The sequence below is a fragment of the Modestobacter sp. VKM Ac-2986 genome (genome assembly GCF_026967795.1).
Lineage (GTDB): Bacteria > Actinomycetota > Actinomycetes > Mycobacteriales > Geodermatophilaceae > Modestobacter.
The window spans coordinates 18,655-42,033 of sequence record NZ_JAPVBH010000001.1 but is presented as its reverse complement, the minus strand read 5'-3'; the positions used below and the strand labels follow the sequence as shown (position 1 = coordinate 42,033).

At 74.9% G+C, this 23,379-nt stretch carries 22 protein-coding genes; 7 read left to right on the top strand and 15 right to left on the bottom strand.

From position 1 onward, the window contains the following. Nucleotides 1-44: 44 nt before the first annotated feature. Nucleotides 45-473 (bottom strand): MarR family winged helix-turn-helix transcriptional regulator, encoded by a 429-nt coding sequence (locus O2W14_RS00205; protein ID WP_269174069.1) that lies wholly within the window; start codon nt 471-473, stop codon nt 45-47. A 67-nt stretch (nt 474-540) separates the two neighbouring features. Here O2W14_RS00205 and O2W14_RS00200 point away from each other — a divergent pair, with 67 nt between their 5' ends. Next, entirely contained in the window at nt 541-2,382 is a 1,842-nt protein-coding gene (locus tag O2W14_RS00200) for an ABC transporter ATP-binding protein (protein WP_269174068.1), read from the top strand. Nucleotides 2,383-2,665: 283 nt separating this feature from the next. On the opposite strand, the gene O2W14_RS00195 is transcribed toward O2W14_RS00200, so the two are convergent. Beyond that, nucleotides 2,666-3,490 carry an SDR family oxidoreductase gene (locus O2W14_RS00195; RefSeq protein ID WP_269174067.1) on the bottom strand — a complete coding sequence of 275 codons (825 nt, stop codon included), beginning with the start codon at nt 3,488-3,490 and terminating at the stop codon, nt 2,666-2,668. A gap of 170 nt (nt 3,491-3,660) precedes the next feature. Here O2W14_RS00195 and O2W14_RS00190 point away from each other — a divergent pair, with 170 nt between their 5' ends. Continuing rightward, a complete protein-coding gene (locus tag O2W14_RS00190) occupies nt 3,661-4,773 on the top strand; it encodes an alkene reductase (RefSeq protein ID WP_269174066.1) in 1,113 nt (370 codons plus the stop codon). A 52-nt stretch (nt 4,774-4,825) separates the two neighbouring features. Here O2W14_RS00190 and O2W14_RS00185 read toward each other — a convergent pair whose 3' ends face one another. From O2W14_RS00185 to O2W14_RS00140, 10 genes are all read right to left on the bottom strand, one after another. Continuing rightward, nucleotides 4,826-7,327: an FAD-dependent oxidoreductase gene (locus O2W14_RS00185; RefSeq protein ID WP_269174065.1), complete on the bottom strand. Its 2,502-nt coding sequence runs from the start codon at nt 7,325-7,327 to the stop codon at nt 4,826-4,828. After that, nucleotides 7,324-8,565, bottom strand: coding sequence for a beta-ketoacyl synthase N-terminal-like domain-containing protein (locus O2W14_RS00180; protein WP_269174064.1), 1,242 nt, complete (start codon nt 8,563-8,565; stop codon nt 7,324-7,326). Before O2W14_RS00180 ends, O2W14_RS00185 begins: the two co-directional genes overlap by 4 nt. Then, nucleotides 8,562-9,857 carry a beta-ketoacyl-[acyl-carrier-protein] synthase family protein gene (locus O2W14_RS00175; RefSeq protein ID WP_269174063.1) on the bottom strand — a complete coding sequence of 432 codons (1,296 nt, stop codon included), beginning with the start codon at nt 9,855-9,857 and terminating at the stop codon, nt 8,562-8,564. Before O2W14_RS00175 ends, O2W14_RS00180 begins: the two co-directional genes overlap by 4 nt. After that, complete coding sequence (locus tag O2W14_RS00170; RefSeq protein WP_269174062.1) at nt 9,854-10,285, bottom strand: cupin domain-containing protein; 432 nt, start codon at nt 10,283-10,285, stop codon at nt 9,854-9,856. Before O2W14_RS00170 ends, O2W14_RS00175 begins: the two co-directional genes overlap by 4 nt. Beyond that, nucleotides 10,282-11,250 (bottom strand): ACP S-malonyltransferase, encoded by a 969-nt coding sequence (locus O2W14_RS00165; protein WP_269174061.1) that lies wholly within the window; start codon nt 11,248-11,250, stop codon nt 10,282-10,284. The genes O2W14_RS00170 and O2W14_RS00165 overlap by 4 nt, the downstream gene beginning before the upstream one ends. After that, nucleotides 11,247-11,741, bottom strand: a complete 495-nt coding sequence (locus tag O2W14_RS00160) for an SRPBCC family protein (RefSeq protein WP_269174060.1) — start codon at nt 11,739-11,741, stop codon at nt 11,247-11,249. The genes O2W14_RS00165 and O2W14_RS00160 overlap by 4 nt, the downstream gene beginning before the upstream one ends. 103 nt (nt 11,742-11,844) lie before the next feature. Next, nucleotides 11,845-13,587, bottom strand: a complete 1,743-nt coding sequence (locus O2W14_RS00155) for an acetyl-CoA carboxylase biotin carboxylase subunit (RefSeq protein WP_269174059.1) — start codon at nt 13,585-13,587, stop codon at nt 11,845-11,847. Further along, a complete protein-coding gene (locus O2W14_RS00150) occupies nt 13,584-14,111 on the bottom strand; it encodes an acetyl-CoA carboxylase biotin carboxyl carrier protein (protein ID WP_269174058.1) in 528 nt (175 codons plus the stop codon). Before O2W14_RS00150 ends, O2W14_RS00155 begins: the two co-directional genes overlap by 4 nt. A 2-nt stretch (nt 14,112-14,113) precedes the next feature. Next, a complete protein-coding gene (gene accA, locus O2W14_RS00145; protein ID WP_269174057.1) occupies nt 14,114-15,862 on the bottom strand; it encodes an acetyl-CoA carboxylase carboxyl transferase subunit alpha in 1,749 nt (582 codons plus the stop codon). A gap of 29 nt (nt 15,863-15,891) precedes the next feature. After that, on the bottom strand, nt 15,892-16,218 hold the full coding sequence (locus O2W14_RS00140; protein ID WP_269174056.1) for a TcmI family type II polyketide cyclase: 327 nt from the start codon (nt 16,216-16,218) through the stop codon (nt 15,892-15,894). A gap of 394 nt (nt 16,219-16,612) precedes the next feature. Between O2W14_RS00140 and O2W14_RS00135 the strand changes: the two genes are divergently transcribed. Beyond that, complete coding sequence (locus O2W14_RS00135) at nt 16,613-17,461, top strand: LuxR C-terminal-related transcriptional regulator (RefSeq protein ID WP_269174055.1); 849 nt, start codon at nt 16,613-16,615, stop codon at nt 17,459-17,461. A gap of 329 nt (nt 17,462-17,790) precedes the next feature. Then, a complete protein-coding gene (locus O2W14_RS00130; RefSeq protein ID WP_269174054.1) occupies nt 17,791-18,438 on the top strand; it encodes a response regulator transcription factor in 648 nt (215 codons plus the stop codon). Nucleotides 18,439-18,507: 69 nt separating this feature from the next. Here the strand turns inward: O2W14_RS00130 and O2W14_RS00125 are convergent, their stop codons facing one another. Beyond that, nucleotides 18,508-19,413, bottom strand: a complete 906-nt coding sequence (locus tag O2W14_RS00125) for an ABC transporter permease subunit (RefSeq protein WP_269174053.1) — start codon at nt 19,411-19,413, stop codon at nt 18,508-18,510. Then, nucleotides 19,410-20,417 (bottom strand): ATP-binding cassette domain-containing protein, encoded by a 1,008-nt coding sequence (locus O2W14_RS00120; RefSeq protein ID WP_269174052.1) that lies wholly within the window; start codon nt 20,415-20,417, stop codon nt 19,410-19,412. The genes O2W14_RS00125 and O2W14_RS00120 overlap by 4 nt, the downstream gene beginning before the upstream one ends. A gap of 317 nt (nt 20,418-20,734) precedes the next feature. Between O2W14_RS00120 and O2W14_RS00115 the strand changes: the two genes are divergently transcribed. Next, on the top strand, nt 20,735-22,018 hold the full coding sequence (locus O2W14_RS00115; protein WP_269174051.1) for a right-handed parallel beta-helix repeat-containing protein: 1,284 nt from the start codon (nt 20,735-20,737) through the stop codon (nt 22,016-22,018). Nucleotides 22,019-22,163: 145 nt separating this feature from the next. Here the strand turns inward: O2W14_RS00115 and O2W14_RS00110 are convergent, their stop codons facing one another. Further along, entirely contained in the window at nt 22,164-22,634 is a 471-nt protein-coding gene (locus O2W14_RS00110; RefSeq protein WP_269174050.1) for a hypothetical protein, read from the bottom strand. A 114-nt stretch (nt 22,635-22,748) separates the two neighbouring features. Between O2W14_RS00110 and O2W14_RS00105 the strand changes: the two genes are divergently transcribed. Both O2W14_RS00105 and O2W14_RS00100 read left to right on the top strand, forming a co-directional pair. Then, nucleotides 22,749-23,036, top strand: coding sequence for a hypothetical protein (locus O2W14_RS00105; RefSeq protein ID WP_269174049.1), 288 nt, complete (start codon nt 22,749-22,751; stop codon nt 23,034-23,036). Continuing rightward, on the top strand, nt 23,037-23,378 hold the full coding sequence (locus O2W14_RS00100; protein WP_269174048.1) for an iron chaperone: 342 nt from the start codon (nt 23,037-23,039) through the stop codon (nt 23,376-23,378). It abuts the gene before it with no gap. The last annotated feature ends 1 nt before the right edge of the window (nt 23,379 follow it).

The following is a 23,379-nucleotide window of genomic DNA, read 5'->3' as shown; positions in this document are numbered from 1 at the left end:
CGGAGAGCCCGACGACTGCGCACCACCGCCTGCGGGGCGGGAGCTCAGTCGGTGAGCGCCCGCAGCATCCGGGCGAGCTCGGCGCGGTCGTCGGCCGACAGCCGCGTGAACAGCTCGCCCGCGTCGGCGCCGCGGGCGGCGTCCACCTCCTGCTGCACCTGCCGGCCGGCCGGCGTGGGCGTGAGCACCACCGCCCGCCGGTCGGCCGGGTCGGGGGAGCGCTCGACCAGCCCGCGCTCCTGCAGCCCGTCGGCGACCTCGGTGGCCGAGCGCGGGGCGATCCGCAGCGCCTCGGCCAGCTCCGACAACCGCACGCCGTCGCGCCCGCACACCACCCGCAGCGCGCGGGCCTGGTGGGGGGAGAGGTCCCAGGGGGCGAGGGCGGCCATGAACCGGCGGCGCAGCGTGCGGGCCACGCCCATCACCAGCTCGCCGAGCACCGCCGTCCCGTCGTCGGGCGGGGAGGCGGTCATGCGGGAATCCTAGCGACATCGGTGCGGTTACCACACCGTGAGGTAACCTCACCATCGACAGAGAGGGGTGGTCGCCATCGCCGACACCACGACCCCGGGCCGGGGAGGCGGGCGCCCGGGCGGGCGGCCCGACCCGGCCGACCGCGCCCAGCTCGACCGCTCGCCCGTGCGCTGGAGCCGGGTCGCCGGGCTCTTCCGCCCGTACCGCTGGCAGCTCGCCCTCGTGGTCGGGCTCATCGTGGCCAGCTCCGCCATCGCCCTGGCCAGCCCGTTCCTCGTCCGGCTGGTGATCGACGAGGCCCTGCCCCGCCAGGACGTGCGGCTGCTGGCCTGGGCGGTGGGCGGCATGCTCGCCGTCGCCGCGGCCACCGCCGTCCTCGGCGTGCTGCAGACCTGGATCTCCACCACCGTCGGCCAGCACGTCATGCACGGGCTGCGCACCTCGGTCTTCACCCACCTGCAGCGCCAGTCGCTGGGCTTCTTCACCCGCACCAAGGGCGGGGAGGTGCAGTCGCGGCTGACCAACGACATCGGCGGCATGCAGTCGGTGGTCACCTCCACCGCGACCTCCTTCGCCGCCAACCTCACCACCGTCGTCGGGACGGCGGTGGCGATGGCCGCGCTGAGCTGGCGGCTGTCGCTGCTCTCGCTCGTCGTCCTGCCGCCGGCGATCTGGCTCACCCGCCGGGTGGCGGTCATGCGCCGCTCGATCACCGCCCAGCGCCAGCGGCACCTCGCCGACCTGCACTCCCAGGTCGAGGAGGGGCTCAGCGTCAGCGGCGTCCTGCTCGGCAAGACCCTGGGCGCCGGGCCCGCGCAGTCCCAGCGCTTCGCCGCGACGTCGGACGACCTGGTCGGGCTCGAGGTGCGCTCGCAGCTGGCCGGGCGGTGGCGGATGGCGACGATGAGCATCGTGTTCGCCGGCATCCCGGCGCTGATCTACCTGGCCGCGGGCCTCCCGGCGACCTCCGGTGGCATGACCATCGGCACGCTGGTCGCCTTCACCACGCTGCAGGGCGCGCTGTTCCGCCCGCTGATGGGCCTGCTGGACATCGGCGTGCAGCTGACCAGCTCGATGGCGCTGTTCAGCCGGGTGTTCGAGTACCTGGACCTCCCCGTCGACATCGACGACCCGGCGTCGCCGGTGCGGCTGGACGACGTCCGCGGCGAGGTGCGGTTCGACCGCGTCGGCTTCCGCTACCCCGACGGCCACCGCGACGCGCTGTCCGGCGTCGACCTCACCGTGCCCGCCGGCGCGACGCTGGCGCTGGTCGGGGAGACCGGCTCGGGCAAGTCCACGCTGGCCTCGCTGGTCGCCCGGCTCAACGACCCGACGTCGGGGCGGGTCACCATCGACGGCGTCGACGTCCGCGACCTCACGCTGGCCGACCTGGCCCGGGTGGTCGGGGTCGTGGCGCAGGAGACCTACCTGCTGCACGGCACCATCGCCGAGAACCTCCGGCACGCCAAGCCCGACGCCACCGACGCCGAGATGGTCGACGCCGCCCGCCGCGCCCAGGTGCACGACGTCATCGCCGCGCTGCCCGACGGCTACGAGACCGTGGTCGGCGCCCGCGGGCACCGGTTCTCCGGCGGGGAGAAGCAGCGGCTGGCCATCGCCCGCACGCTGCTGCGCGACCCGCGGGTGCTGGTGCTCGACGAGGCCACCAGCGCGCTGGACAACGAGACCGAGCGGGCCGTGCAGGCCGCGCTCGACGAGGCCAGCCGCGGCCGGACGACGATCACCATCGCCCACCGGCTGTCCACGGTGCGCGACGCCGACCTCATCGCCGTCCTGGACGCGGGTCGGGTCGTCGAGCAGGGGACGCACGAGCAGCTGCTGGCCGAGGGCGGTCGCTACGCGCGGCTCGCCGGCGCCGCCGTCCGCCAGGCCGAGCTCGTCGCCTGACCCGCCGACCGTGCACTCAGCGGGCTCCCCGGCCCGCCGGGACCCCGCTCGGCGCACAGTCGACGGCTGCCACAGCGCGCACCGGGCGTCGGCGCAGGGGTCCTGCGCCCACCGTCGTGCGCTCATGGCTGCCTCCGGGCCGGGGAGACGACCACCAGCGCACGACGGCGGACCCGCTCGCGACGGAGTGCGCCGAGGCCGGGGCCCGCGGGCCGGACCCCGCCGGGATGCACCGAGGCCCGGCCCCCGCGGGGGGACCGGGCCTCGGTGCGTCAGGCGGTGATCAGCCGTGGGCCTTCTTGGACAGGGCGTCCCAGGTGTTCCACTCGGCCAGCCGCGACTCGTAGTCGGCGGTGGCGATGCCGAGGGGGGCGTCGCCGAAGAACACGCGCAGCGGCGGGTCCTCGGCGTCGACGATCTCCAGCACGGCCTCGCGGGTGGCGACCGGGTTGCCGGGCGTGCCACCCAGCCGGGCCTTGCGCTGCTCGGCGGCCTTGACCCGGAACTCGTCGTAGGCCGGGTTCTCGGCGGCGTGCTTCGCCGAGGCGCCGCCCCAGTCGGTGGAGTACCCGCCGGGCTCGATGAGGGTGACCTTGATGCCGAAGTCGGCGACCTCGGCGGCGAGGGACTGGGTGAAGCCCTCCAGCGCCCACTTCGAGGCGTTGTAGATGCCGATGTTCGGGAACGCGGAGATGCCGCCGATGCTCGACACCTGCAGTACGTGCCCGCCGCCGTTGGCCCGGAGGAAGGGCAGCGCGGCCTGGGTGACCCAGAGCGCGCCGAAGACGTTGGTCTCGAACTGCTCGCGGGCCTCGGTCTCCGAGATCTCCTCGACCATGCCGAACTGGCCGAAGCCGGCGTTGTTGACGACCACGTCCAGGCCGCCGAAGTGGTCGTGCGCCTGCTGGACGGCGGCGAAGTCGGCTGCGCGGTCGTTCACGTCGAGCTGGATCGGCAGCACGCGGTCGCCGTACTGCGCCACCAGGTCGCCCAGGGTCGCCGTGTCGCGGGCGGTGGCCGCCACGTTGTCGCCGCGCTCGAGGGCCGCGATCGACCACTCCTTGCCGAAACCGCGGGATGCGCCGGTGATGAACCAGGTCTTCGCCATGGGTCTTCCTCTCGTCGTGGGGTCCGGGGGAGGCGGCGTCGGGGGCGCACGGGCCCGGGACGGCGTCGTCCTCGCCCCTCCGGAGGTGCCCAGCACCGGACGGCGCCCCGGTGTTCCGTCCTGCAACCACTTCCGGCGCCGGGACGTGAGGAAGACCGCACCCCGGAATGTTGAGCGAGGGCAACGACCTTGCCCAGGACATGGACCTGTTCTCCCCCGTGACCCTCGGCGACCTCGAGCTCGCCAACCGCGTCGTCATGGCCCCGCTGACCCGCATGCGCGCCGGTGCCTCGGGCGTGCCGAACGACCTGGTCGTCGAGCACTACGCGCAGCGCGCGAGCATCGGCCTGATCATCACCGAGGGCACCTACCCCCGGTTCGAGTCGCAGGCCTTCGTCGGCCAGCCCGGCATCGTGACCGACGAGCAGGTCGCCGGCTGGGCGCGGGTCGCCGAGGCCGTGCACGCCCGCGGCGGCCGCATCGTGATGCAGGTCATGCACGGCGGTCGGGTCACCCACCCCGACACGAACAACGGCCACCGGGTCGAGGCCCCCTCGGCCATCGCGATCGACGGCGAGACCCACACCACGAGGGGCAAGCAGCCCTACCCGGTGCCGCACGCGCTGACGGTCGAGGAGGCCGCCGAGGTCCGCGACTCCTTCGTGACCGCCTCCCGCCGGGCGATCGAGGCCGGCCTGGACGGCGTGGAGGTCCACGGCGCCAACGGCTACCTGCTGCACGAGTTCCTCTCCCCGGCGGCCAACACCCGCGACGACGTCTACGGCGGGTCGCCGGAGAACCGCGCCCGCTTCGTCGTCGAGGTCGTCACCGCGGTGGCCGAGGCCATCGGCGCCGGCAAGGTGGGGCTGCGCATCTCCCCCGAGCACAACATCCAGGGCGCGCTGGAGACCGACCGGGACGACGTCCTGGCCACCTACGGCACCCTGCTCGACCAGCTCCGCCCGCTGGGCCTGGCCTACCTGTCGGTGCTGCACGCCGAGCCCGCCGGTGACCTCGTCCAGGAGCTGCGCCGCCGCTTCGGTGGCCCGCTGATCGCCAACAGCGGCTTCTCCACCGTGACCACCCGCGAGGAGGCCGTGGCGCTGATCGAGGCCGCGCACGCCGAGGCCTGCGCGGTCGGCCGCCCGGCCATCGCCAACCCCGACCTGGTCGAGCGCTGGCAGGGCGGGCACCCGGAGAACGAGCCGAACGGCGCGACCTTCTACGCCGAGGGCGCGGAGGGCTACACCGACTACCCGTCCCTGCAGCTCAGCCAGAGCTGACGCAGGACGGCGGGGCCCGGCGGCGACCGGCGCCGGGCCCCGCCGCCTCCGGTCACCCGGAGAAGACCTCCATGAGGTGCGCCCGGACGGCGTGGTCGGACACCGGCCGGGTGCGCAGGCCGACGTGCCCGTCGGGTCGCACCAGGTAGGCCGCCGTCCCCGGGCCCGCGACACCGTAGGCGGCGGCGAAGCCGCCCCGTGCGTCGCGGACGACCGGCAGGTCGACCAGCGGCGGGACGACGGTGTCCGGCGCGGCGACCAGGTACGGGCGCACCTGACCGCCGGTCGACCGGCGCACCGACCCGGCCAGCTCCTCCAGCGCGGCCAGCTGCTCCGCGTCCACGCCGGACCCGGCGTACATCAGCAGGGTGGCCGCGGTGCCCCGGGTCAGGTCGAACAACCGCAGGTCGTGAGCGACACCGAACCGGCGCAGTCCCAGCACGTCCGGCGCCCGGTGGCCGGGCAGTGGACCACCGGTGAAGGCCGTGCCGTCGGTGACCTCCGCGACCAACGGGCTGTCCGCGTAGTTCATGGTCATCTGCATCTCGAGCAGGAACTGCTCCCGCTCGTCGTCCATGTCCATCTCGTCGGTGAACGCGACGGCGACGGCCCGGTCGACGATCGCCTTGCCCGCCGGGCGCCGCTCGGTGTCGTAGCTGTCCAGCAGCCCGGGGGCGGCCAGTCCCCGGACGGCGAGCGCCAGCTTCCACCCCAGGTTCCAGGCGTCCTGGATGCCGGTGTTCATGCCCTGCCCGCCCGCCGGCGGGTGCAGGTGCGCGGCGTCGCCGGCGACGAACACCCGGCCGTCGGAGTAGCGGTCGACGATGCCGTGCTTGACCCGGAAGACCGACGACCAGCGCAGGTCGGTCGCGGTCGTGCCCGCCGGACCGAGGTCGTCGATCGCGGCCTGGATGTCGGCGAGGCCGGGCGGGTCGTACTCCTTCCAGAACCCGGGCGGCACGACGCCGGACCCGATGGTCTGCTGGAGCCGCTGGGGGGCCAGCGTCGCGACCCGGTAGCGGTTGCGGCCGGCGAGCGGCACGCAGACCAGCATCCCGGTGAAGTCGCCGTCCTCCTCGATCCGGACCCAGCGCACCAGGTGGCCGGCCGGCACCTCCTCCGCCCCGGTGCCCCAGTCGACGTCGACGTCGCCGAGCATGAACAGCTGGGGGAACATCGACAGGCCGCCCTCGAAGGTGAGCCCGAGCTGCTCGCGGACCGCGCTGCCGGCACCGTCGGCCCCGATCAGGTACTGCGCCCGCACGGTCCCGGCCCGGCCGCCGGGGTGCTCCAGCTGGGCGGTCACCCCCTGGTCGTCCTGCAGGAAGCCGCGCAGCTCGACGCCGCGCTCCACCCGGACCCCCAGCGACGCCAGCTTCGCGCCCAGCAGCCGCTCGGTCTCGTACTGCGGCAGCCCGAGGTGGGCGAAGGGCAGCTCCTCCAGCCCGGACCAGTCCACCTGGTGGGTCCGCTTGCCGTTCACGAACACCGTCTGGCCGTGCAGCCACGTGCCGACGTCCATCGCCTCGGTCACGATGCCCTGGTCCTCCCAGATCTCCATCGTGCGGCAGTGGACGCCGATCGCCTTGTCCGCCTGGGCGGACGCCTCGCTGCGCCGGTCGACCACCCGGACGGCGATCCCCCGCCGGGCCAGCTCGATCGCGGCGGTCAGCCCGGTCGGCCCGGCGCCGACGACGAGCACCTCGGCGGCCGGTGGGGTCGCGACGGCCGCTGCGGCCCGCGGAGGGGCGGGGGCGGCCGCGACCGGCACCGGGGTCCGGGGTGCCGGTGCGACGGGAGCCGGTACGGGGACGGCCCGCTCGGTCGCGGTCCTCAGGACGCCCCCGACGCCGCGGACGCCGGCCTCCGGTGGCCGGTGCCGGATCTCGTAGAGCTTCCGCTCGAAGAACACCGACAGCCACCGGATGATCGGGCCGGTCCGGTCGGCGTGCGAGGGGTCGTCGACCCAGTTGCGGAAGTCCTGGTCGGACTCCCACTCGGCGAAGATGTGGTACAGCCCCGTGCCGGGTTCACGGAGCAGCTCCTCCCGGATCAGCCCCGGCGTCCCCTGCAGGCGTCCGGCGACCACGGCGTACGCGCGCTCGAACGCCTCCTCCTCGCCCTCACCGACCCGGGTGCTGATGTCGATGCGGACGTGGGCGGCCTGCTCCCCGCCGGCGATGCCGTAGCGCAGCTCGTAGGTGCTGCGGTCGGCGTCCTCGCGCAGGTCCCGCATGGCCGCGGTCAGTGCCTCGCGGGCGCTGGAACGGCCGAAGGCGTCCGCGGCCGCCCGGTCGGCCCAGTCGCCGGCGATCAGGAAGGTGCGCGGGTCGTCGGCGTCGCGCATCAGCTCCTGCCGGACGTTGCCCGGCTCCCCGGCGATGGCGACCGCGGCGGTGCGCCACGCCTCCTCGAACCGCTCCTCGCAGCCCTCGCGGACGCGCATCCGCAGCAGCGTGCGGACCGCCCCACCCGGCCCGGCCGTGTCCTGTCCGGTCGTGTCCTGCCCGGCCGTGTCCTGCCCGGTGGCGGTCGTGTCCTGCACCGTCGTCATGACGTCCCCTCTGGCTGGTGTCGGCGCAGCACCAGGCTGCTGTTGAAGCCCCCGAAGCCCCGGGCCAGGACGACGACGGTCCGCACGTCCTGCACCCGGCTCTGCTGCACGAGGTCCACGCCCGGCGCGTCCACCGGGTCGTCGAGGTGCGCGGTGCCGGGCACGATGCCGTCCCGGATCGCCAGCAGCGCGGTCGCCACGTTGAGCGCCGAGCCGCCGGCCATCAGCCGCCCGGTCCAGGACGACGGCGCCGTCACCGGCACCGGCGTGGCCCGCCCGCCGAACACCCGCTGGAGCGCCTCCAGCTCCAGCGCGTCCAGCTCCGGCAGCCCGGCCCCGTCGGCGAGGACCAGGTCCACGTCGTCCGGGGTGATCCCGGCGTCGGCCAGCGCGATCCGGATCGCCCGGGCGTACTGGGTGGCGTCGGGTGCGGGGTCCTCGTGGTGGTGGGCGTCGTGCGTGGCGCCGTAGCCGGCGACCTCACCCCAGACGTGCTGGGCGCCCCGTGCCCGGGCGGCGCCGGGCTCCTCCAGCAGCAGGATCGCGCCGCCCTCGCCGATGACGTGCCCGTTCGCCCGGCGGTCGAAGGGCTTGTAGGCGTCCTCGGGCCGGGTGGCCGTCGACAGCCGGCCGCTGGTCGCCTGGCAGAGCAGCGCGTACGGCGTCACCCCGGCCTCGGTGCCCCCGACCAGGACGGCGGGCGTGCCGCGGCGCGCCACCCGGCGGGCCCAGCCGATGCTGTCCAGGCCGCCGGCACCCTCGCTCACCACGACGCCCGAGGGGCCCTTGTAGCCGTCGCGGATGGAGAGCTGGCCGGTGCTGGCGGCGTAGAACCAGGCGATCGACTGGTAGGCGCCGACCGACTTGGGTCCCTTGGCCCACAGCCCCTGGATCTCGTGCTGGCTGAACTCGTTGCCGCCGGACCCGGCGGCCAGGAACACCGAGGTCGCGTAGGCGTCCTCGGGGGCCTCGTAGCCCGCGTCCTGCGCGGCCAGGGTGGCGGCCGCCAGGGACGTCCAGGTCCAGCGGTCGGTCTGCACCATCAGCTGCGGTGCCACGAACTCCTTGGGGTCGAAGTCGCGCACCTGCCCGGCGAGCGTCACCCCGTACTGCTCGGTGTCGAAGCCCTCGATCGGCCGGATGGCCGGCTCCCCGCGGAGGAGTGAGGACCAGTGCGCCTCGACGCCGACGCCGGTGGGCGCGACGACGCCGATCCCGGTGACCAGCAGCCCGGTCATGCGGTCCTCCTCGTCGGGGACGCCAGCACGATGGCCGACTGGAAGCCGCCGAAGCCGCTGCCCACCGACAGGGCGACGTCCACCTTCTGCTCGCGGGCGGTGTTGGGCACGTAGTCCAGGTCGCACTCCGGGTCGGGCACCCCGTAGTTGGCCGTCGGCGGCACCACACCGCGCTTGACCGCCAGGGCGGTCGCCGCGATCTCGATCGACCCGATCGCGCCGAGCGAGTGGCCGACCATCGACTTGATCGAGCTCATCGACACCTGCTGGGCGGCCGGGCCGAGGCTGCGCTTCACCGCGGCGGTCTCGTGGCGGTCGTTCTGCTTGGTGCCCGAGCCGTGGGCGTTGACGTAGCCCACCTCGTCCGGGTCGATCCGGCCCTGGTCCAGCGCCAGCCCGATGGCCTCGGCCATCTCGATGCCGTCGGGGCGCAGCCCGGTCATGTGGAAGGCGTTGCAGCGGTTGGCGTAGCCGCTGACCTCGCAGTAGACCTCCGCGCCGCGCTGCCGTGCGTGTCCGAGCTCCTCCAGCACCAGGACGGCGGCGCCCTCGCCCATGACGAAGCCGTCCCGGCGGGCGTCGAAGGGCTTGGAGGCGTGCTCGGGGTCGGCGTTGTTGGCCGTGGTGGCCCGGATGGTGTCGAAGCAGGCCATCGAGATCGGCGAGATCGGCGCGTCGCTGGCACCGGCGATGACCACGTCGGCGTCGCCGTCCTCGATCAACTGGGCGCCGTAGCCGACCGCGTCGATGCCCGAGGTGCAGCCGGTGGAGACCACGGTGGCCGGACCGTGGGCGCCGAAGCGCACCGCGAGCTCCGTGGCCCCGCAGCTGGGCACCAGGGCCTGGTGCAGGAACCGCGAGGCGTACCGGGGGTCGACCAGCCAGTGCGTCCCCGCGTCGCTGACCGCGACGTACTCGTTCTCCAGCCGCATGGTCGCCCCGACCGCGCTCCCCAGGGTCACGCCGACCCGGTCGGGGTCCGGGGCGTCGTCGGCGCCGCCGGCACCGAGGGTCAGCCCGCTGTCCGCGACGGCCTCGTCGGCGGCCACCATGGCCATCTGCACGAACCGGTCGTTGCGGTGCACCTCGTGGGCGGTGAGCCCGAGCTTGCGCCCGTCGAAGTCGACCTCCGCCGCCACCTGCGACCGGAAGCGGCTGGGGTCGAAGAAGGTGATCCGCCGGGTGGCCGTCCGGCCGGCGGTGATCATGTCCCAGAAGCCCTCGCGGCCCATCGACCCGGGCGCGACCACGCCGATGCCGGTGATGACGACCCGGCGCCGGTCGGCGCTCACCGGACGCCCATGGAGCCGGGGGAGGGCTCGGTGTCGACGTGGCCGAGCTCCGGCCGGGGGGCCAGCGGCCCGGCGAGGAAGACGAAGAAGGCCGTGGCCGCGCCGTCGTTGACGATGCGGTGCCGCACCCCGATCGGGACGTGCAGCGCCGACTCCCCGACCAGCCGGCGCTCCTCGCCGTCCAGGGTCACCAGCACGTCGCCGGAGACGCAGTAGAGGAACTCCTCCGAGTAGGGGTGCCAGTGCTCGGTGACGACCTCCCCCGGCTCGAGGGTCAGGGTGCCCAGGAACCCGGCGGTGGCCCCCACGCTGGTGGGGGACAGCAGCACCCGGATGTCACCGCCGCGGCGGCGGTTGGGGACCGTGTCGGCCCGCGACACGGTGGGCCCGCAGCGGACCTGCGCCGTGGGGTGCTGGATCGTCGTCATCTGTCTCCTCCGGTGGGTGCCGGACCCGTCAGCGCGGGTTCGGGGGCTGCGATGGGGGTGGACGCACCGGGCCCGGTGGCCAGGTACAGGGGCAGGCGCGGGTGGACCTGCCGGACGAGGGGCCCGAGCACGGGCACGGAGCCCACCTCGACGACCCAGGTGGCCCCGGCGCCGACGAGCGCGTGCGAGGTGGCCTCCCACTGCACCGGCGAGGTCAGCTGTGCCTGCAGGCACCGGGCCAGCCGGCCGGGGTCGCGGGTCGGCTGCGCGTCGGCGTTGGGGACCACCGGGACGACCGGGACCGACCAGTCCAGGTCGGTGAGCGCGGCGGTGAGGTGGTCGGCGACCGACTGGACCAGTGGGCCGTGGCAGGGCGCCCGCCCGCACAGCCGGACCAGGTCCAGCCCGGCCGCGGTGACGGCTGCGCGGGCCTGCTCCAGCTGTTCCCGACGGCCGGAGAGCACCACCTGGGCCGGGCCGTCGAGGGACGCCACGCAGAGCCCGCCGTCCGCCCCGGTGGACGCCACCACCGCTCGGGCGACCTCCTCGGCACCCGGCCCGACCACGGCCGCCATGCCCGCCCAGGAGGGGCGCGGCGCGTGCGTGAGGGCCTCCGCACGCAGGCCGACGAAGGCCACCACCTGCTCCAGCGGCAGGGCGCCGGCGGCGACCAGCGCAGCGCACTCCCCGACGCCGTGACCGGCCACGACGACCGGCTGCAGGCCGGCCGCGACCAGGCTGCGGTACCCCGCCACCCCGGTGACCAGCGCCGCCAGGTGCGCGGCCAGCGGGTCGGAGAGGTTGAGCGGGTCGCCCCACCAGGCGACGACGTCGCGCCCGAGCACGTCGGAGGCCTCGGCCACCACCTCGCGGGCGACCCCGTCGACGAGCCAGGCGTCCAGGCCGCCGGGACGGGCGCTGCACTCGCCCGGGAGGACGACCGCGGCGCCCGCGCCGCCGGTCATGTCGCCGGCTCCGCGCGCCGGGCGGCGGCCTCCACCTTGTCGCGGATCACGGCCATCTGGACCTTGCTGTTGGCGTCGATGCGCTCGGTCATGCCGGCGGTGTCGATCGGCGCCTCCGGCCGCATCCGGAAGTCCTGCTGCCAGCGCATCCGGGTGCCGGTGCCCTCCGGCGCGTAGTCCCACCGGATGTCCATGAACTCGAACGGGCCGGGCTCGACCCGCTTGGCCACGACCACGTGCGCGTCCTCGTCGAGGGTGCGCTCGGAGACCCAGCTCCACACCCGGCCGGACTCGTCCGGGTGCATCTTGAGCCGGAAGCGGAACGTCGAGCCGTGCTGGGCCAGCACCTCCACCTCGGCGTACTCGGTGAAGAGGTCCGGCCAGGACGGCAGGTCGTTGGTCATCCGCCAGACGTGGTCGATGTCCGCGTCGATGAGGATCGAGTTGTCGGTGTGGCCGACGGTGCGGCTGTCGTTCTCGAGGGTGCTCACTGGGTCCTCCGGCTGTGTGCCTGGGTCAGGGGGTCTGGCGGGGGCGGCCCCCTCCAGGGGCTCGCGCCGAGCGCACGAGGGGTGAGGGGGACGGGGTCCTTCTTCAGGCCATCTGCGACTGCGCCGAGGAGACGGTCGCGACGATCTCGCCGAGCGTGTAGCGGTCCGGGTCGTCGTCGGGCATCTCGGTGTCGAAGCGGTCGTGCAGCTCGGTCTGCATGGACAGGAAGGCGAGCGAGTCCAGGCCGATGTCGGCGAAGTGGGCGTCGGGGTCGGTGGTGCGCGACTCCGGCGGGAGCCCGGCCTTCGCGGCGAGCAGGTCCATCAGGTCCTCGAGGGTGAACGGGCTGTCGGGCATGGCGGTGTTCCCTTCATCGGTGGGTGGACGGGACGACCCCGGCCGGTCGGTGCCGGACGGCGCGGGGACGAGCTGGAGCGGACCGTGGGCGGCGGGCATGGGCGTCGCCGGGGACGCGGCCAGGGCAGCCGCGGAGGCCAGGAGCTCGGGCAGGCTGCGGTCGAGGAACTCGATGTCGTGCCGGTCGGCGCGCACCTCGGGGTGCCGGAGCATCGCGCGCTGCAGGGCGATGGTGGTGCGCAGGCCCGGGCCCTCGACCCGCAGCTCGGCCAGCGCCCGGTCCATCCGGCGGACGGCCTGGTCGCGGTCGGGGGCCCAGACGACGAGCTTGCCCAGCAGCGAGTCGTAGTGCGGGCTCACGTCGTCGCCCTGCCGGTAGCCGGTGTCGAACCGGGTCCACGGCCCGCCGGGGACCTGCAGGACGTCGAGGTGGCCGGGGGCCGGGGCGAACCCGCGGGCCGGGTCCTCGGCGTTGATCCGGCACTCGATCGCCGCACCCCGGGTCACGACGTCCTCCTGCTGCAGCTGGAGCCGGCGGCCGCCGGCGACCAGCAGCTGCTCCCGGACGAGGTCGACGCCGGTGAGTGCCTCGGTGACCGGGTGCTCGACCTGGATGCGGGCGTTCATCTCCATGAAGTACGCGCCGGCGGCATCGACGAGGAACTCGACGGTCCCCGCGCCGGTGAACCCCACCGACAGCGCACCGCGCACCGCCAGGGCACCGATCTCGGCGCGCCGCTCGGGGGAGAGGTGGGCCGCCGGCCCCTCCTCGAGCAGCTTCTGGTGGCGGCGCTGCAGCGAGCAGTCGCGCTCGCCGAGGTGGATCCCCGCGCCGTGCCCGTCGCAGAGGACCTGCACCTCCACGTGGCGGGCGCCGGTCAGGTAGCGCTCCACGTAGACGGCCGGGTCGCGGAACACCGCGCGGGCGACCGCCCGGGTGGCGGTGAAGGCCTCGGCGAACTCCTCGGGTGCCGACACGACGGTCATCCCGCGGCCACCGCCCCCGGCGGCCGCCTTGATGATCACCGGGTAGCCGATCTCGTCGGCGATCGCCAGCCCCTCCTCCGCCGTCCGGACCGGCTCGACCACACCGGGCAGCAGCGGCAGGCCGGCCTCGGCCATCAGCCGGCGGGCCGTGGCCTTGTTGCCCATCTGCTGCATGACCTCCGGCGGGGGACCGACGAAGGTGAGCCCCTCCGTGTCGCAGATCTCGGCGAAGTCCGGGTCCTCGGAGAGGAACCCGTAGCCGGGGTGGACGGCGTCCGCGCCGGTGCGCAGCGCGGCCTCGATGAGGTTGGGCACGTGCAGGTAGCTGTGCCGCGGGGCGGGCGGGCCGATGTGCACCGCCTCGTCGGCCATCTCCACCACCGCGGAGTGCCGGTCGGACGTGGAGTAGGTGGCGACGACCTCGATGCCCAGCTCCCGGCAGGCGCGCGCGATCCGGACGGCGATCTCGCCGCGGTTGGCGATGAGCAGCCGGCTGATCACTGCGCCGCCCCCGTCGGACGGAGGTACATCAGGACCTGCCCGTACTCCACCGACTCGGCGTCCCCGGCCAGGACCTCGGTGACGACACCCGCCTCGTCGGCCACGATCGGGTTCATCAGCTTCATCGCCTCGACGATCGCGAGCGTCTGTCCGGGTTCGACGGCATCGCCGACCCGGACGAACGGGTCGGCGTCCGGTGCCGAGGCGAGGTAGAAGGTCCCGACCAGGGGTGCGGTGACGGCGACCACGTCGTCCGGGACAGCGGGCGCGACGGCCCCGGCCGGGACGTCCCGGCCACCCGGGGTGCTCCGCAGGGCAGGCCCGCCCTCGCCGGCGGGACGGTCCTCGGCCGCCCACTCGACCTCGATGGCGATGTCACCGCTGCGCACGGTGAGCCGGCGCAGGTCACCGGGCAGGCTGCGGGCGAGCTCGACCACCTCCTCGCTCAGCGACCGGGTCGTGTCGTCCGCCGGCACCGGGGCGCCGCTCAGCACGGGCCGGGGGGCGAACTCGCTCGGGTGCACGGTCAGCACCCCGCCGGGACGACGGGCTGCAGCGAGCGCACGCGGCGGCCGCCGTGGCCGTCCATGCCGGACAACCGGCGCGACCGTTCGGCCAGCAGGGTGTCCACGTCGGTCCCGGACAGCTCGTCCAGCTCGCGGACGAGTGCTGCGCGGAGCAGGTCCGCCGCCGCGACCGGGTCGGTGTGCGCGCCGCCCGGTGGCTCGGGGACGACGGAGGTGGCGATGCCCGACCGGTACAGGTGGGTGGCGCCCAGCTGCATGGCCCGCGCCGCGGCGGGGGCCGCCGCCGCCGTCCGCCAGAGGATCGCCGCGCACCCCTCCGGGCTGATGACCGACAGGTAGGCGTTCTCCAGGACCAGCAGCCGGTCGGAGGTGCACAGGGCCAGCGCGCCACCGCTGCCGCCCTCGCCGGTGACCACGGCGACCACGGGCACCCGCAGCCGGCTGCTGCGCATGATGATCTCGGCGATCGCGTGGGACTGCCCGCGCTCCTCCGCCTCCGGCCCCGGGTGCGCCCCCGGCGTGTCGACGAGGGTGACGACCGGCAGCCGGTGGGCCTCGGCGTGCCCCAGCAGGCGCAGCGCCTTCCGGTAGCCCTCCGGGTGCGGCATCCCGAAGTTGTGGGCCACCCGCTCGCGGACCGAGTGCCCCTTCTCGTGGCCGATCACCACGACCGGCCGGCCCCCGATGGCGGCCACCCCGCCCACCACGGCGGGGTCGTCGCCGAAGGCCCGGTCGCCGTGCAGCTCGACGAAGTCGTCGAAGGCGGTGTGCAGGTAGTCCAGCGTCGTCGGCCGCTCGACGACCCGCGCCCGCTGGACGACGTCCCAGGGGTCGGTCTCCGCCGGCGGCGGGCCGGCGACCTCGGCGAGGACGGGGTCCGGTCCGTCGGCCGGTGCGTCCTCGGCCGGGACGCCGGCTGCGTCCTGGCCGTGCAGGGTGAGCAGCCGGATGAGCACCGGTCGCAGGTCCGCCCGGTTCTCGACCCGGTCCACCAGCCCGTGGGCGAGCAGGAACTCCGAGGTCTGGAAGTCGCGGGGGAGCTCGGCGCGGATCGTCTCCTGCACCACCCGCGGGCCGGCGAAGCCCACGTGGGCGCCGCGTTCCCCGATGAGCACCGACGCGAGGGTCGCGAAGGAGGCGGACACACCGCCGTAGGTGGGGTCGGTGAGCACGCAGACCGAGAGCAGCCCGGCCTCGCGGAGACGTCCGAGGGCCTCGCTGGCACGGGCCATCTGGAACAGCGAGAAGACGCCTTCCTGCATCCGGGCGCCACCGCTGGCACAGACGACCACCAGCGGTCGACCCAGCGCCAGCGCCAGCGCCGCGGCCCCGCTCACCCGCCGGCCCACCTCGACGCCCATGCTGCCGCCCAGGAAGCCGAAGTCCATGACGGCGAGCACCAGCGGGGTCCCGCCGATCCGCGCCTCGCCCACCAGGACCGCCTCGGACTCACCGGAGCGGTGCGCGGCGTCGCGGAGCCGGTCGGCATAGGGGCGCAGGTCGGTGAAGCAGAGCGGGTCCGAGTCGCCGCGGACCGCGTCGGTCTCGGTGAAGCTGCCGGCGTCGACGAGCATGTCGATCCGGGCCCGGGCGCTCAGCCGCAGGTGGTGGTCGCACTCCGGGCAGACGTACAGGTTGCGCTCCAGCCGCTTGTTGTAGAGCAGCCAGCCGCAGGACGGGCAGGAGGTCCAGCCGGTGTGCACCGGCGGGGCGGGCACCCCGGGTGTCGTCAACGAGGAACGGGTCATGACTGCCTCTCAACCGAGTCTCGTCGCCCTCACGCGGGCGACGAGGTCCAGTGGTAGAAGCGGTGCGCCATCGCGTCCTGCGGTGAGCGCCAGTTCGGGTCGTACGGCTCGATGTAGGGCCTGAGCTCGTCGCTCACCGCCCGGAACGACGGCAGCGACTGCGCGACCTGCATCGACTCCGACGGCGGTCGGTCGAAGCCGATCAGGTGCACGTAGAGGCCGTGGAACTGGAAGAGGGACCGGTGACGCACCCCGATGTCGTGGGGCATCGACGTCGCGTCGGAGCGGCCGAAGACGGCGGCCACCTCGTCGGCGTCGGTGGGGGCCATCTTCGCGATGATCATCGTCTCGTGCACGGCTGCTCCTGCGGCGCTGGCGGGACCGGACTGACACCGCAGACGCTAGGGCGGTGTCCGGGCCGCCGGCATCGGCCGGAAGGGCCGTTTCCGGGCTGCGCCGGAGGTGGTGGGGCCGGTCGGTGCGGGCCCCACCCGGAGGGGCAGGCGAGGGGGTGGTACCGCCCTCCGGACCGGACGGGGACGCCCGGCGGTCGGTCGACGGCCCCTCCCCGAGGTGCCCGTCTGCCACCTCCTGGGGCCGGGCACCCCCTACTCCGGGATGAACCGGTGGCCCGTCGGCGACGACGCGCGGTCAGCCGGTGGCGCTGTGCTGGGGCATCCCCTAGCTTGCGGTGGCACCGACCCAGGGCCCCCTGCCAGGTCGGGTGCCTGCGAGAGCGGAGTCGAGCGCATGGGCGTCAACCCGGTTCCCGGCGCGGCCGGTGCGGAGCCGGGTGGGCAGGCGCCGACCTCGCGCACCGGCGGTGGCCCCGGGCCACCCCGCTGGGGCGAGGAACCGGTGCCCGGCGGGCCGGTACGGGTCCGGGGCGCGGCGCCGTCGATCCGGGTGCTGATCTGCGACGACCACGAGGTGCTCCGCCGGGGTCTGCGCGCCGTCCTGCTCCGTGCTGCCGACGTCACCGTGGTCGCCGAGGCAGCCGGTGCCGCGGAGGCGCTCCTGCTCGCCACCAGCACGCGCCCGGACGTGACCCTGCTCGGGCTGGGGGCGCGCGGCCCCGTCGTCCAGGAGCTCGTCCGGACCCTGACCGCGCTGGGCACGCGGGTGGTCCTCCTCGGCGAGCCCGGACCGGGCGGGGACCTCATCGACGCACTGCAGGCCGGCGCGAGCGGGTACGTGCACACCACCGTGAGCGCCCAGCGCCTGATCGACGGGGTGCGGGCCGTCGCCCAGGGCGAGACGGTGCTGGACGCGGCCGCCACCGGGGAGCTGCTGCACCGTCTCGACGACTGGCCGCGGCCGGCCGCCGGGGGGCAGTCCCCGTCCGGCGGACCGCTCACCGCCCGGCAGCAGGCGGTCTCCCGGCTCGTGGCCGAGGGCCTGACCAACGCCGAGATCGCCGAACGGCTCAATGTCAGCCGGGCCACGGTCAAGGGCCACGTCACCGTGGCCCTGCGCCGCCTCGGACTCCGGGACCGGACGCAGCTGGCGATCCACCTGCACCGGGCCGGCCGGCAGGGGGACGGCGGCGCCGACCCCGAGTCCGGGCCCGTGACTGCCGGACCGGGACCGTCCACGTGACGATGGCCACCTGTGCGTCCGCTGTGTCCGGGGCGAGCGGAGACGGTCTGTGCGGTCCAGTTGTGCGCTACGGTCTCGCCGACTACGTGACGGGGGCCTGCCGTATCGCTCGCTGAGACGAGAGACGACGACGGCGGCGCTCGCGGGACGGGGGAGACGTGATGAGGACGGACCACGGCGGGTCCGGGACGGTTCGCGGCAGGCTGGAGCTGCAGCCCCTGGCGGACGACCCGAGGAGCCGCCTGCGGGGTGACGGGGCGAGCCCGCCGGGGCTGCGCGCGGCCGGAGGGGCTGCACGGCCGCGGGCGACCCGGCCGCCGCGACCGCTCGTGCGGGTGGTGCTGTGTGAGGACCAGGAGGTCTTCCGACTCGGCCTGCGGGTGGTCCTGGAGGCGCAGCCGGACATGGCAGTCGTCGCCGAGACCAGCCGCTTCACCGAGGCGCTCTCGGTGATCGACGGCCCGGGGGTGCAGGTGGTCGTCGTCGGGCAGGGGCTGGTGGGCTGCTCGAGCCTGCCCGTCCTGCGTGACCTGTGCCGGCGCGGGACCGCGGTGCTGATGCTGGCCGACGCCGGGCACGCCCCCGACGCGGGGCTGATGGACCTGCTCCAGGCGGGTGTCCGGGGGTACCTGCCCCGCCGGTCTGCGGCCCCACGGCTCGTGGAGGCCGTCCGCGCCCTCGCCCGGCAGGAGACCGCGCTCGACCCCGCCGTGGCCAGCCAGCTCGTGCGCTACCTGACCGGTGACGTCGTCCCCGCCGACGCCGAGGACCGGGCGCTGGACCGGCTCACCGAGCGGCAGCGCGACGTGGCTGCGCTGGTGGCCGAGGGCCTGAGCAACGAGGAGATCGCCAGCCGGCTGTTCCTGAGCCTGGCGACGGTCAAGAGCCACCTCACGGCCGTGATGCGCCGCCTGGACGTCCGGACCCGGACGCAGCTGGCGATCCTGCTCAACCGCGACCACTCCCCGGCGGCCTGAGGGAGGGCCGTCCTCCCCGCCCTGCGCGAGCTCAGGGCGGGGAGGACGAGGCCTGGGGGGCGACGGAGGTCAGGCGATGTCGCGGCGGGTGAGGAGCAGGCCGGTGAGCGCGGTGGAGACCGCGAGGAAGGCCGCCAGCACCCACGCTGCCTGGCCACCGTCGACGATGGCCGCGACACCCGGGGTGCGCAGTGCCGCGCCCTCCCCGGCCAACGCCGCCACGAGCGACCCGGCGTTGACCCCGGGCAGCACCGCCTGGGCTGCGTCGAAGACGCCGAGCAGCGGCGCGGCCACGTTGACGATCAGGTTCTCGACGGCCAGGACCCACACCAGCCCCAGCGCGATCGGCAGGGCGGTGCTCCGCAGCGCCGTCCCCAGCAACATCCCCAGCGCGCCCCAGGTGGTGGCGATGAGCAGCCCGCCACCGAGGGCGCGGACCAGCTGGGCGGGACCCGGCCAGTCGACGGCTGCCGAGGCCCCGCCGGCGATGGCCCGGGCCGCCAGCGCGGTGAGCAGGAAGCTCACCAGCACGGTCGCGGCCAGGACCACGACCAGCGCCAGCAGCTGGCCGGCGAGCAGCGTCAGCCGGCGCGGCCCCTGCCCGAGCAGCGTCGTGAGCGTGCCCCAGGTGTACTCGCTCCCGGCGAGCAGCGCGCCGAGGGTCAGCAGCAGGGCGCCGCCGAACAGCGGGAGCCCGGACAGCGAGTTCTCGACCAGGCGGTCGGGCAGCGTGCTCGCCAGCAGCGCCTCCGGTGGACTGCCCTCGTAGGAGGCGCCGCGCTTGTAGCTGATGTAGGGGACGAGGGTGCTGAACACCAGTTGCAGGGCCGGCCACAGCCCGAGCAGCACCCAGGTGGCGGGGCGACGCAGCAGCTTGAGCAGCTCAGCGGCGACGATCCCCCGGAGGGGTGCCGCCGTCGGCTCCGGGGACGGCGAGCCGCCCTGTGGCGTCCGGGTCCCGGTCGCCGTGCTCATCGGACGGCGCCCTGGGGCAGCCGCTGGGCGCGCTCGTGCGGTGCGTCCGGCGGCGGTGCGGCAGCGAGCTCGGACCCGGTCATCTGCAGGAAGACCTCCTCCAGGGTCTGCGCCTCCTGGCGCAGACCGGTCACCTCGACGTCGGCCAGGACGAGCGCGCGGTTGATCCGCGCGGCGTCCTCCGCGCCCGCCTGGACGACCAGGACGCCGTCCTGCACCGCCACCCGCTCGGCGCCCAGCAGCCCGGCCGTGACCGCGGCGGCCCGGTCCAGGGGCTCGGCCGCCACGACCAGGCGGCGGAGCCCGAGCAGGTCGCGGACGCTGCTCTCCACGACCAGGCGCCCCGCGGAGACCACCGCGACCCGGTCGCACACCTGCTCGACCTCGCCCAGCAGGTGGCTGGACAGCACGACGGTGCAGCCGTCGGCGGTGAGCCGCTGCAGCAGGGCGCGCACGTCGGTGATGCCGGCGGGGTCCAGCCCGTTGGTGGGCTCGTCGAGGATGACCAGCTCGGGGCCCTTGAGCAGGGCGGCAGCCACCCCGAGGCGCTGCTTCATGCCGAGCGAGTAGGTGCTGTAGCGGTCACCGGCGCGGTCGGTGAGGGCGACGGTGCCCAGGACCGCGTCGACCCGGCCTGCCGGCGCCCCGGCGTACCGGGCGAGGACGCGGAGGTTGTCCCGGCCGGAGAGGTAGGGGTAGAAGCCCGGGTTCTCGATGAGCGCGCCGACCTGGGCGCCCGGCGAGCCCGCCGGCCGGCCCAGCACCGTCGCGGTGCCGCTGGTCGGCCGGATGAGCCCCAGCACGGCCCGCAGGGTGGTCGTCTTGCCCGCGCCGTTGGGGCCGAGGAAGCCGTACACCTCCCCGCGCCGCACGGTCAGGGACAGGTCGTCGACGACCGTGCGGCTGCCGTACCGCTTCGTGAGCCCGTCCAGCACCACGACGTCGTCACGGACCGCGGTCCCGGGGCCGGACGTGCCGCCGGTCGTCTCGTGTGCGGGCTGCATGGGCGGGACTGTGCCCCTGGGAGCGGTGACCTGTCGACCGTTCCGCCGGAGGAGGACGCGCTTTCCACCGCGTGGACGGGACCGTCCCGCCCGGGGGCCCCTGCGCGTACGACCTCGGCACTGCCCGGTCGTGTCCTCAGGTCGCGGTCGGGTCCGGCCGGAGGTCGGGTCTGCCACTTGAGAGGGGCCCAGGACTCGACTCCCGTCGGCTTGGACCAGCCGGTCGCGTCGCACAGGGTGGTCCTCGCCAAGCGACCGGGTGCGGATCCGCGGACCACCCGGCTCGTCGACCAGCGCGGCTCGATCGGGAGGCAGTCATGCACGGCACCAACGAGGTCCGGAAGGTCAGAGGTCCGTGGTGGGCCCGCGGTCGGGCGGTGATGGTGGCCGCCGCACTGGTGCTCGCCGCGCTGCCGGCGACCACCGCGGCCGCCGGCGGTCACCGGGGCTCCACGCTGGTGGTGCGCCAGGGTGAGTCGATCCAGGCAGCGGTCGACCGGGCCCGGTCCGGGGACACCATCAAGATCCAGGCGGGCACGTACCAGGAGGCGGTCTGCGTCCACCGCAAGGGGCTGACCGTCGTCGGAGCCGGCGCGGGCCGGACCACGATCAGCTGGCCGGAGTGGAACAGGGTCAGCGACCTGCCGGCGGTCCCCAGCACCCCGTGCTGGACCGCGCAGGAGGCTGCCGACGCCGAGGGCGACCCGACCACGCTGGCCGACGACGTCTCCGGTCTGTTCTTCCTCGACCCCGACCGGCCGGTCACCGTCACGGGGCTGACGACCAAGAACCACCCGGCGAACGGGATCGCCACGTGGCGGGCCCGCGGCTTCGACGTCCACGACACCGCGAGCATCGGGCACGAGCGCTACGGCGTGCTCGCTGCCGCGTCGAGGCACATCTCGATCACCGGCAACCGCGAGCGGGGGGTCGTGCGTGCCGCGCCGGTCCTCGGCGGCACCGCCGGGATCAGCATCGGTGACTCCGACCGCGCAGGGGCGGTGATCCGCGCCAACCGCGTGGAGGGGTTCAACCTCGGCGTCTTCTTCCGCGAGTCGCGCGGCGGTGAGATCGTCGGCAACACCGTCACCGGCAACTGCGTCGGGATCCTGGTCTTCGACGACTCCGCCACCGAGGTCCCCGACACCCGGGGGAGCGTCGAGGGCGGTGACGTCACGATCCACAAGAACTCCTCGGTCGCCAACAACCGCTACTGCATCGCCGGGCGGAACGGCAGCCAGCTGGTCTCCGGGGTCGGGGTGTCCGTCACGAACGCCGACTCCGTCCGGATCACCAGGAACACGATCACCGGCAACCGCCCCGTCGTCCCGAGCGGTGCCGCACCGATCAACTACCCGGCCGGTGGCCTGAGCCTGGTCAGCTTCTCGCCCCCGCCGGGGACGAGCCCGGCCGGCGCACCGGACCCCGGCCTGGTCTCCCACGTCAAGGTCACCGGCAACACCTTCGCCGACAACGCGCCCGTGGACATCTGGGTGACCCGGCCGATCCCGAACACCCTGCTGCGCGGGACCGGACCGGGGGTCGTCATCCAGGGCAACCGCTGCACCACCAGCGACCCGGCGGGGTACTGCGGGCGCTGACCGACCCGGGCTCCGGCCCTCGAGGGCCCCGTGGCAGCCGCCACGGGGCCCTCCTGGCGTCCGGGCGGCCGAGCGGGTCCGGGGACGCCGACGGGCACCGTGCGCAGTGGCGCACGGTGCCCGTCGAGGGACTGCGGGGGAGAGGTCAGGCCGCGCGCTGGGCGGCGAACTCGGTGGTCTCGGCCTCGGAGAAGTGCCGGCCGCGGGTCGACACGGGCACGGCCCGCAGCGCCTCGGCCGGGGTGGCGAACTCGGCGGTGGCCGGCTCCGCGTCGGTGGCCGGCACCTCGGCCTGCACCTCGACGTCGGTCTCGGCCAGGGTCTCGGCCTCGATCGGGGTCTCGACCGGGGCCTCGGTCTCGTCCTCGACCGGGGCCTCGGCCTCGGCCTCGGCCTCGTCGGTGACCTCGGTGTCGGTCGAGGCCTCGACCGGCGCGGGGACCTCGGCCACCGGCTCGGGGGAGAGGACCACCGGGTTCTCGGCGATGTCGACGACCTCGGCCAGCCCCGCGGCGTGGATGCGGGCGATGGACTCCAGGGCGCCGGCAGCCAGCTCGGCGATGACCTGCGCGTCCGTGGTCGCCTGACCGGCCTCGGCAACGGCGTTGATGCTCATGTCCTCCTCCATCGGCAGTCCTCGGCCCGGTCGGTACCGGCCGGGCCGGGCGATCTGCGGACGGCGCGGCGGAACGGGTTCCGGTGCCGGCGGCACAGTGCCAGGCTGCCGGGGGTGAGCACCCGGTCCTGGCTGTCGCTGTGGTCGCAGGACTCCGCGCTGTCCATCGCCTCGGTGGGGTCGTTCCTCTCCATCGGCAGCGTCGGCTCGGTCCTCTCGATCGGCAGCGTGGGCTCCTCGACGTCCCTGTTCTCCGTGGGCAGCTGGCTCTCGGTCGGCTCCGTCCTGTCCGCGCAGTCGGTGACGTCGGTGCGGGCCTGGCGCTCGGTCGGTGGCGCCCGCACGGCCGGGTGCGCCGCCGCGGCCACCGTCCTCGCCGCCGTCCTGGTCCGGGGGCGCTGAGTGGCCGCCACCGTCGAGGAGTACCTGGCCGGGCTGCCCGCCGACGTCCGGGCCCGGCTCGAGGAGCTGCGCGGCGTCGTCCGCGAGGTCGTCCCGCAGGCGGGGGAGGCGATCAGCTATGCGATGCCGGTCTTCACCCTGGACGGCGCCCCGCTGCTGCACGTCGGCGCGTGGAAGCACCACCTCGGCCTCTACCCGGTCCCGCGGCTGGACCCGGAGCTCGAGGCCGAGGTGGCGCCGCTGCGCAGCGGTCAGGACACCGTGCAGCTCCGGCACACGGCCCCGCTGCCGCGCGACCTGCTGGTCCGGCTGGTGCAGGCGATGGTCGACCGCCGCGGCTGAC

Coding starts and splice junctions, on each gene's coding strand:
- O2W14_RS00205 (WP_269174069.1), bottom strand. CDS start 473: ATGACCGCCTCCCCGCCCGACGACGGGACGGCGGTGCTCGGCGAGCTG.
- O2W14_RS00195 (WP_269174067.1), bottom strand. CDS start 3,490: ATGGCGAAGACCTGGTTCATCACCGGCGCATCCCGCGGTTTCGGCAAG.
- O2W14_RS00185 (WP_269174065.1), bottom strand. CDS start 7,327: ATGACGACGGTGCAGGACACGACCGCCACCGGGCAGGACACGGCCGGG.
- O2W14_RS00180 (WP_269174064.1), bottom strand. CDS start 8,565: ATGACCGGGCTGCTGGTCACCGGGATCGGCGTCGTCGCGCCCACCGGC.
- O2W14_RS00170 (WP_269174062.1), bottom strand. CDS start 10,285: ATGACGACGATCCAGCACCCCACGGCGCAGGTCCGCTGCGGGCCCACC.
- O2W14_RS00165 (WP_269174061.1), bottom strand. CDS start 11,250: ATGACCGGCGGCGCGGGCGCCGCGGTCGTCCTCCCGGGCGAGTGCAGC.
- accA (WP_269174057.1), bottom strand. CDS start 15,862: ATGACCCGTTCCTCGTTGACGACACCCGGGGTGCCCGCCCCGCCGGTG.
- O2W14_RS00135 (WP_269174055.1), top strand. CDS start 16,613: ATGGGCGTCAACCCGGTTCCCGGCGCGGCCGGTGCGGAGCCGGGTGGG.
- O2W14_RS00125 (WP_269174053.1), bottom strand. CDS start 19,413: ATGAGCACGGCGACCGGGACCCGGACGCCACAGGGCGGCTCGCCGTCC.
- O2W14_RS00120 (WP_269174052.1), bottom strand. CDS start 20,417: ATGCAGCCCGCACACGAGACGACCGGCGGCACGTCCGGCCCCGGGACC.
- O2W14_RS00115 (WP_269174051.1), top strand. CDS start 20,735: ATGCACGGCACCAACGAGGTCCGGAAGGTCAGAGGTCCGTGGTGGGCC.
- O2W14_RS00110 (WP_269174050.1), bottom strand. CDS start 22,634: ATGAGCATCAACGCCGTTGCCGAGGCCGGTCAGGCGACCACGGACGCG.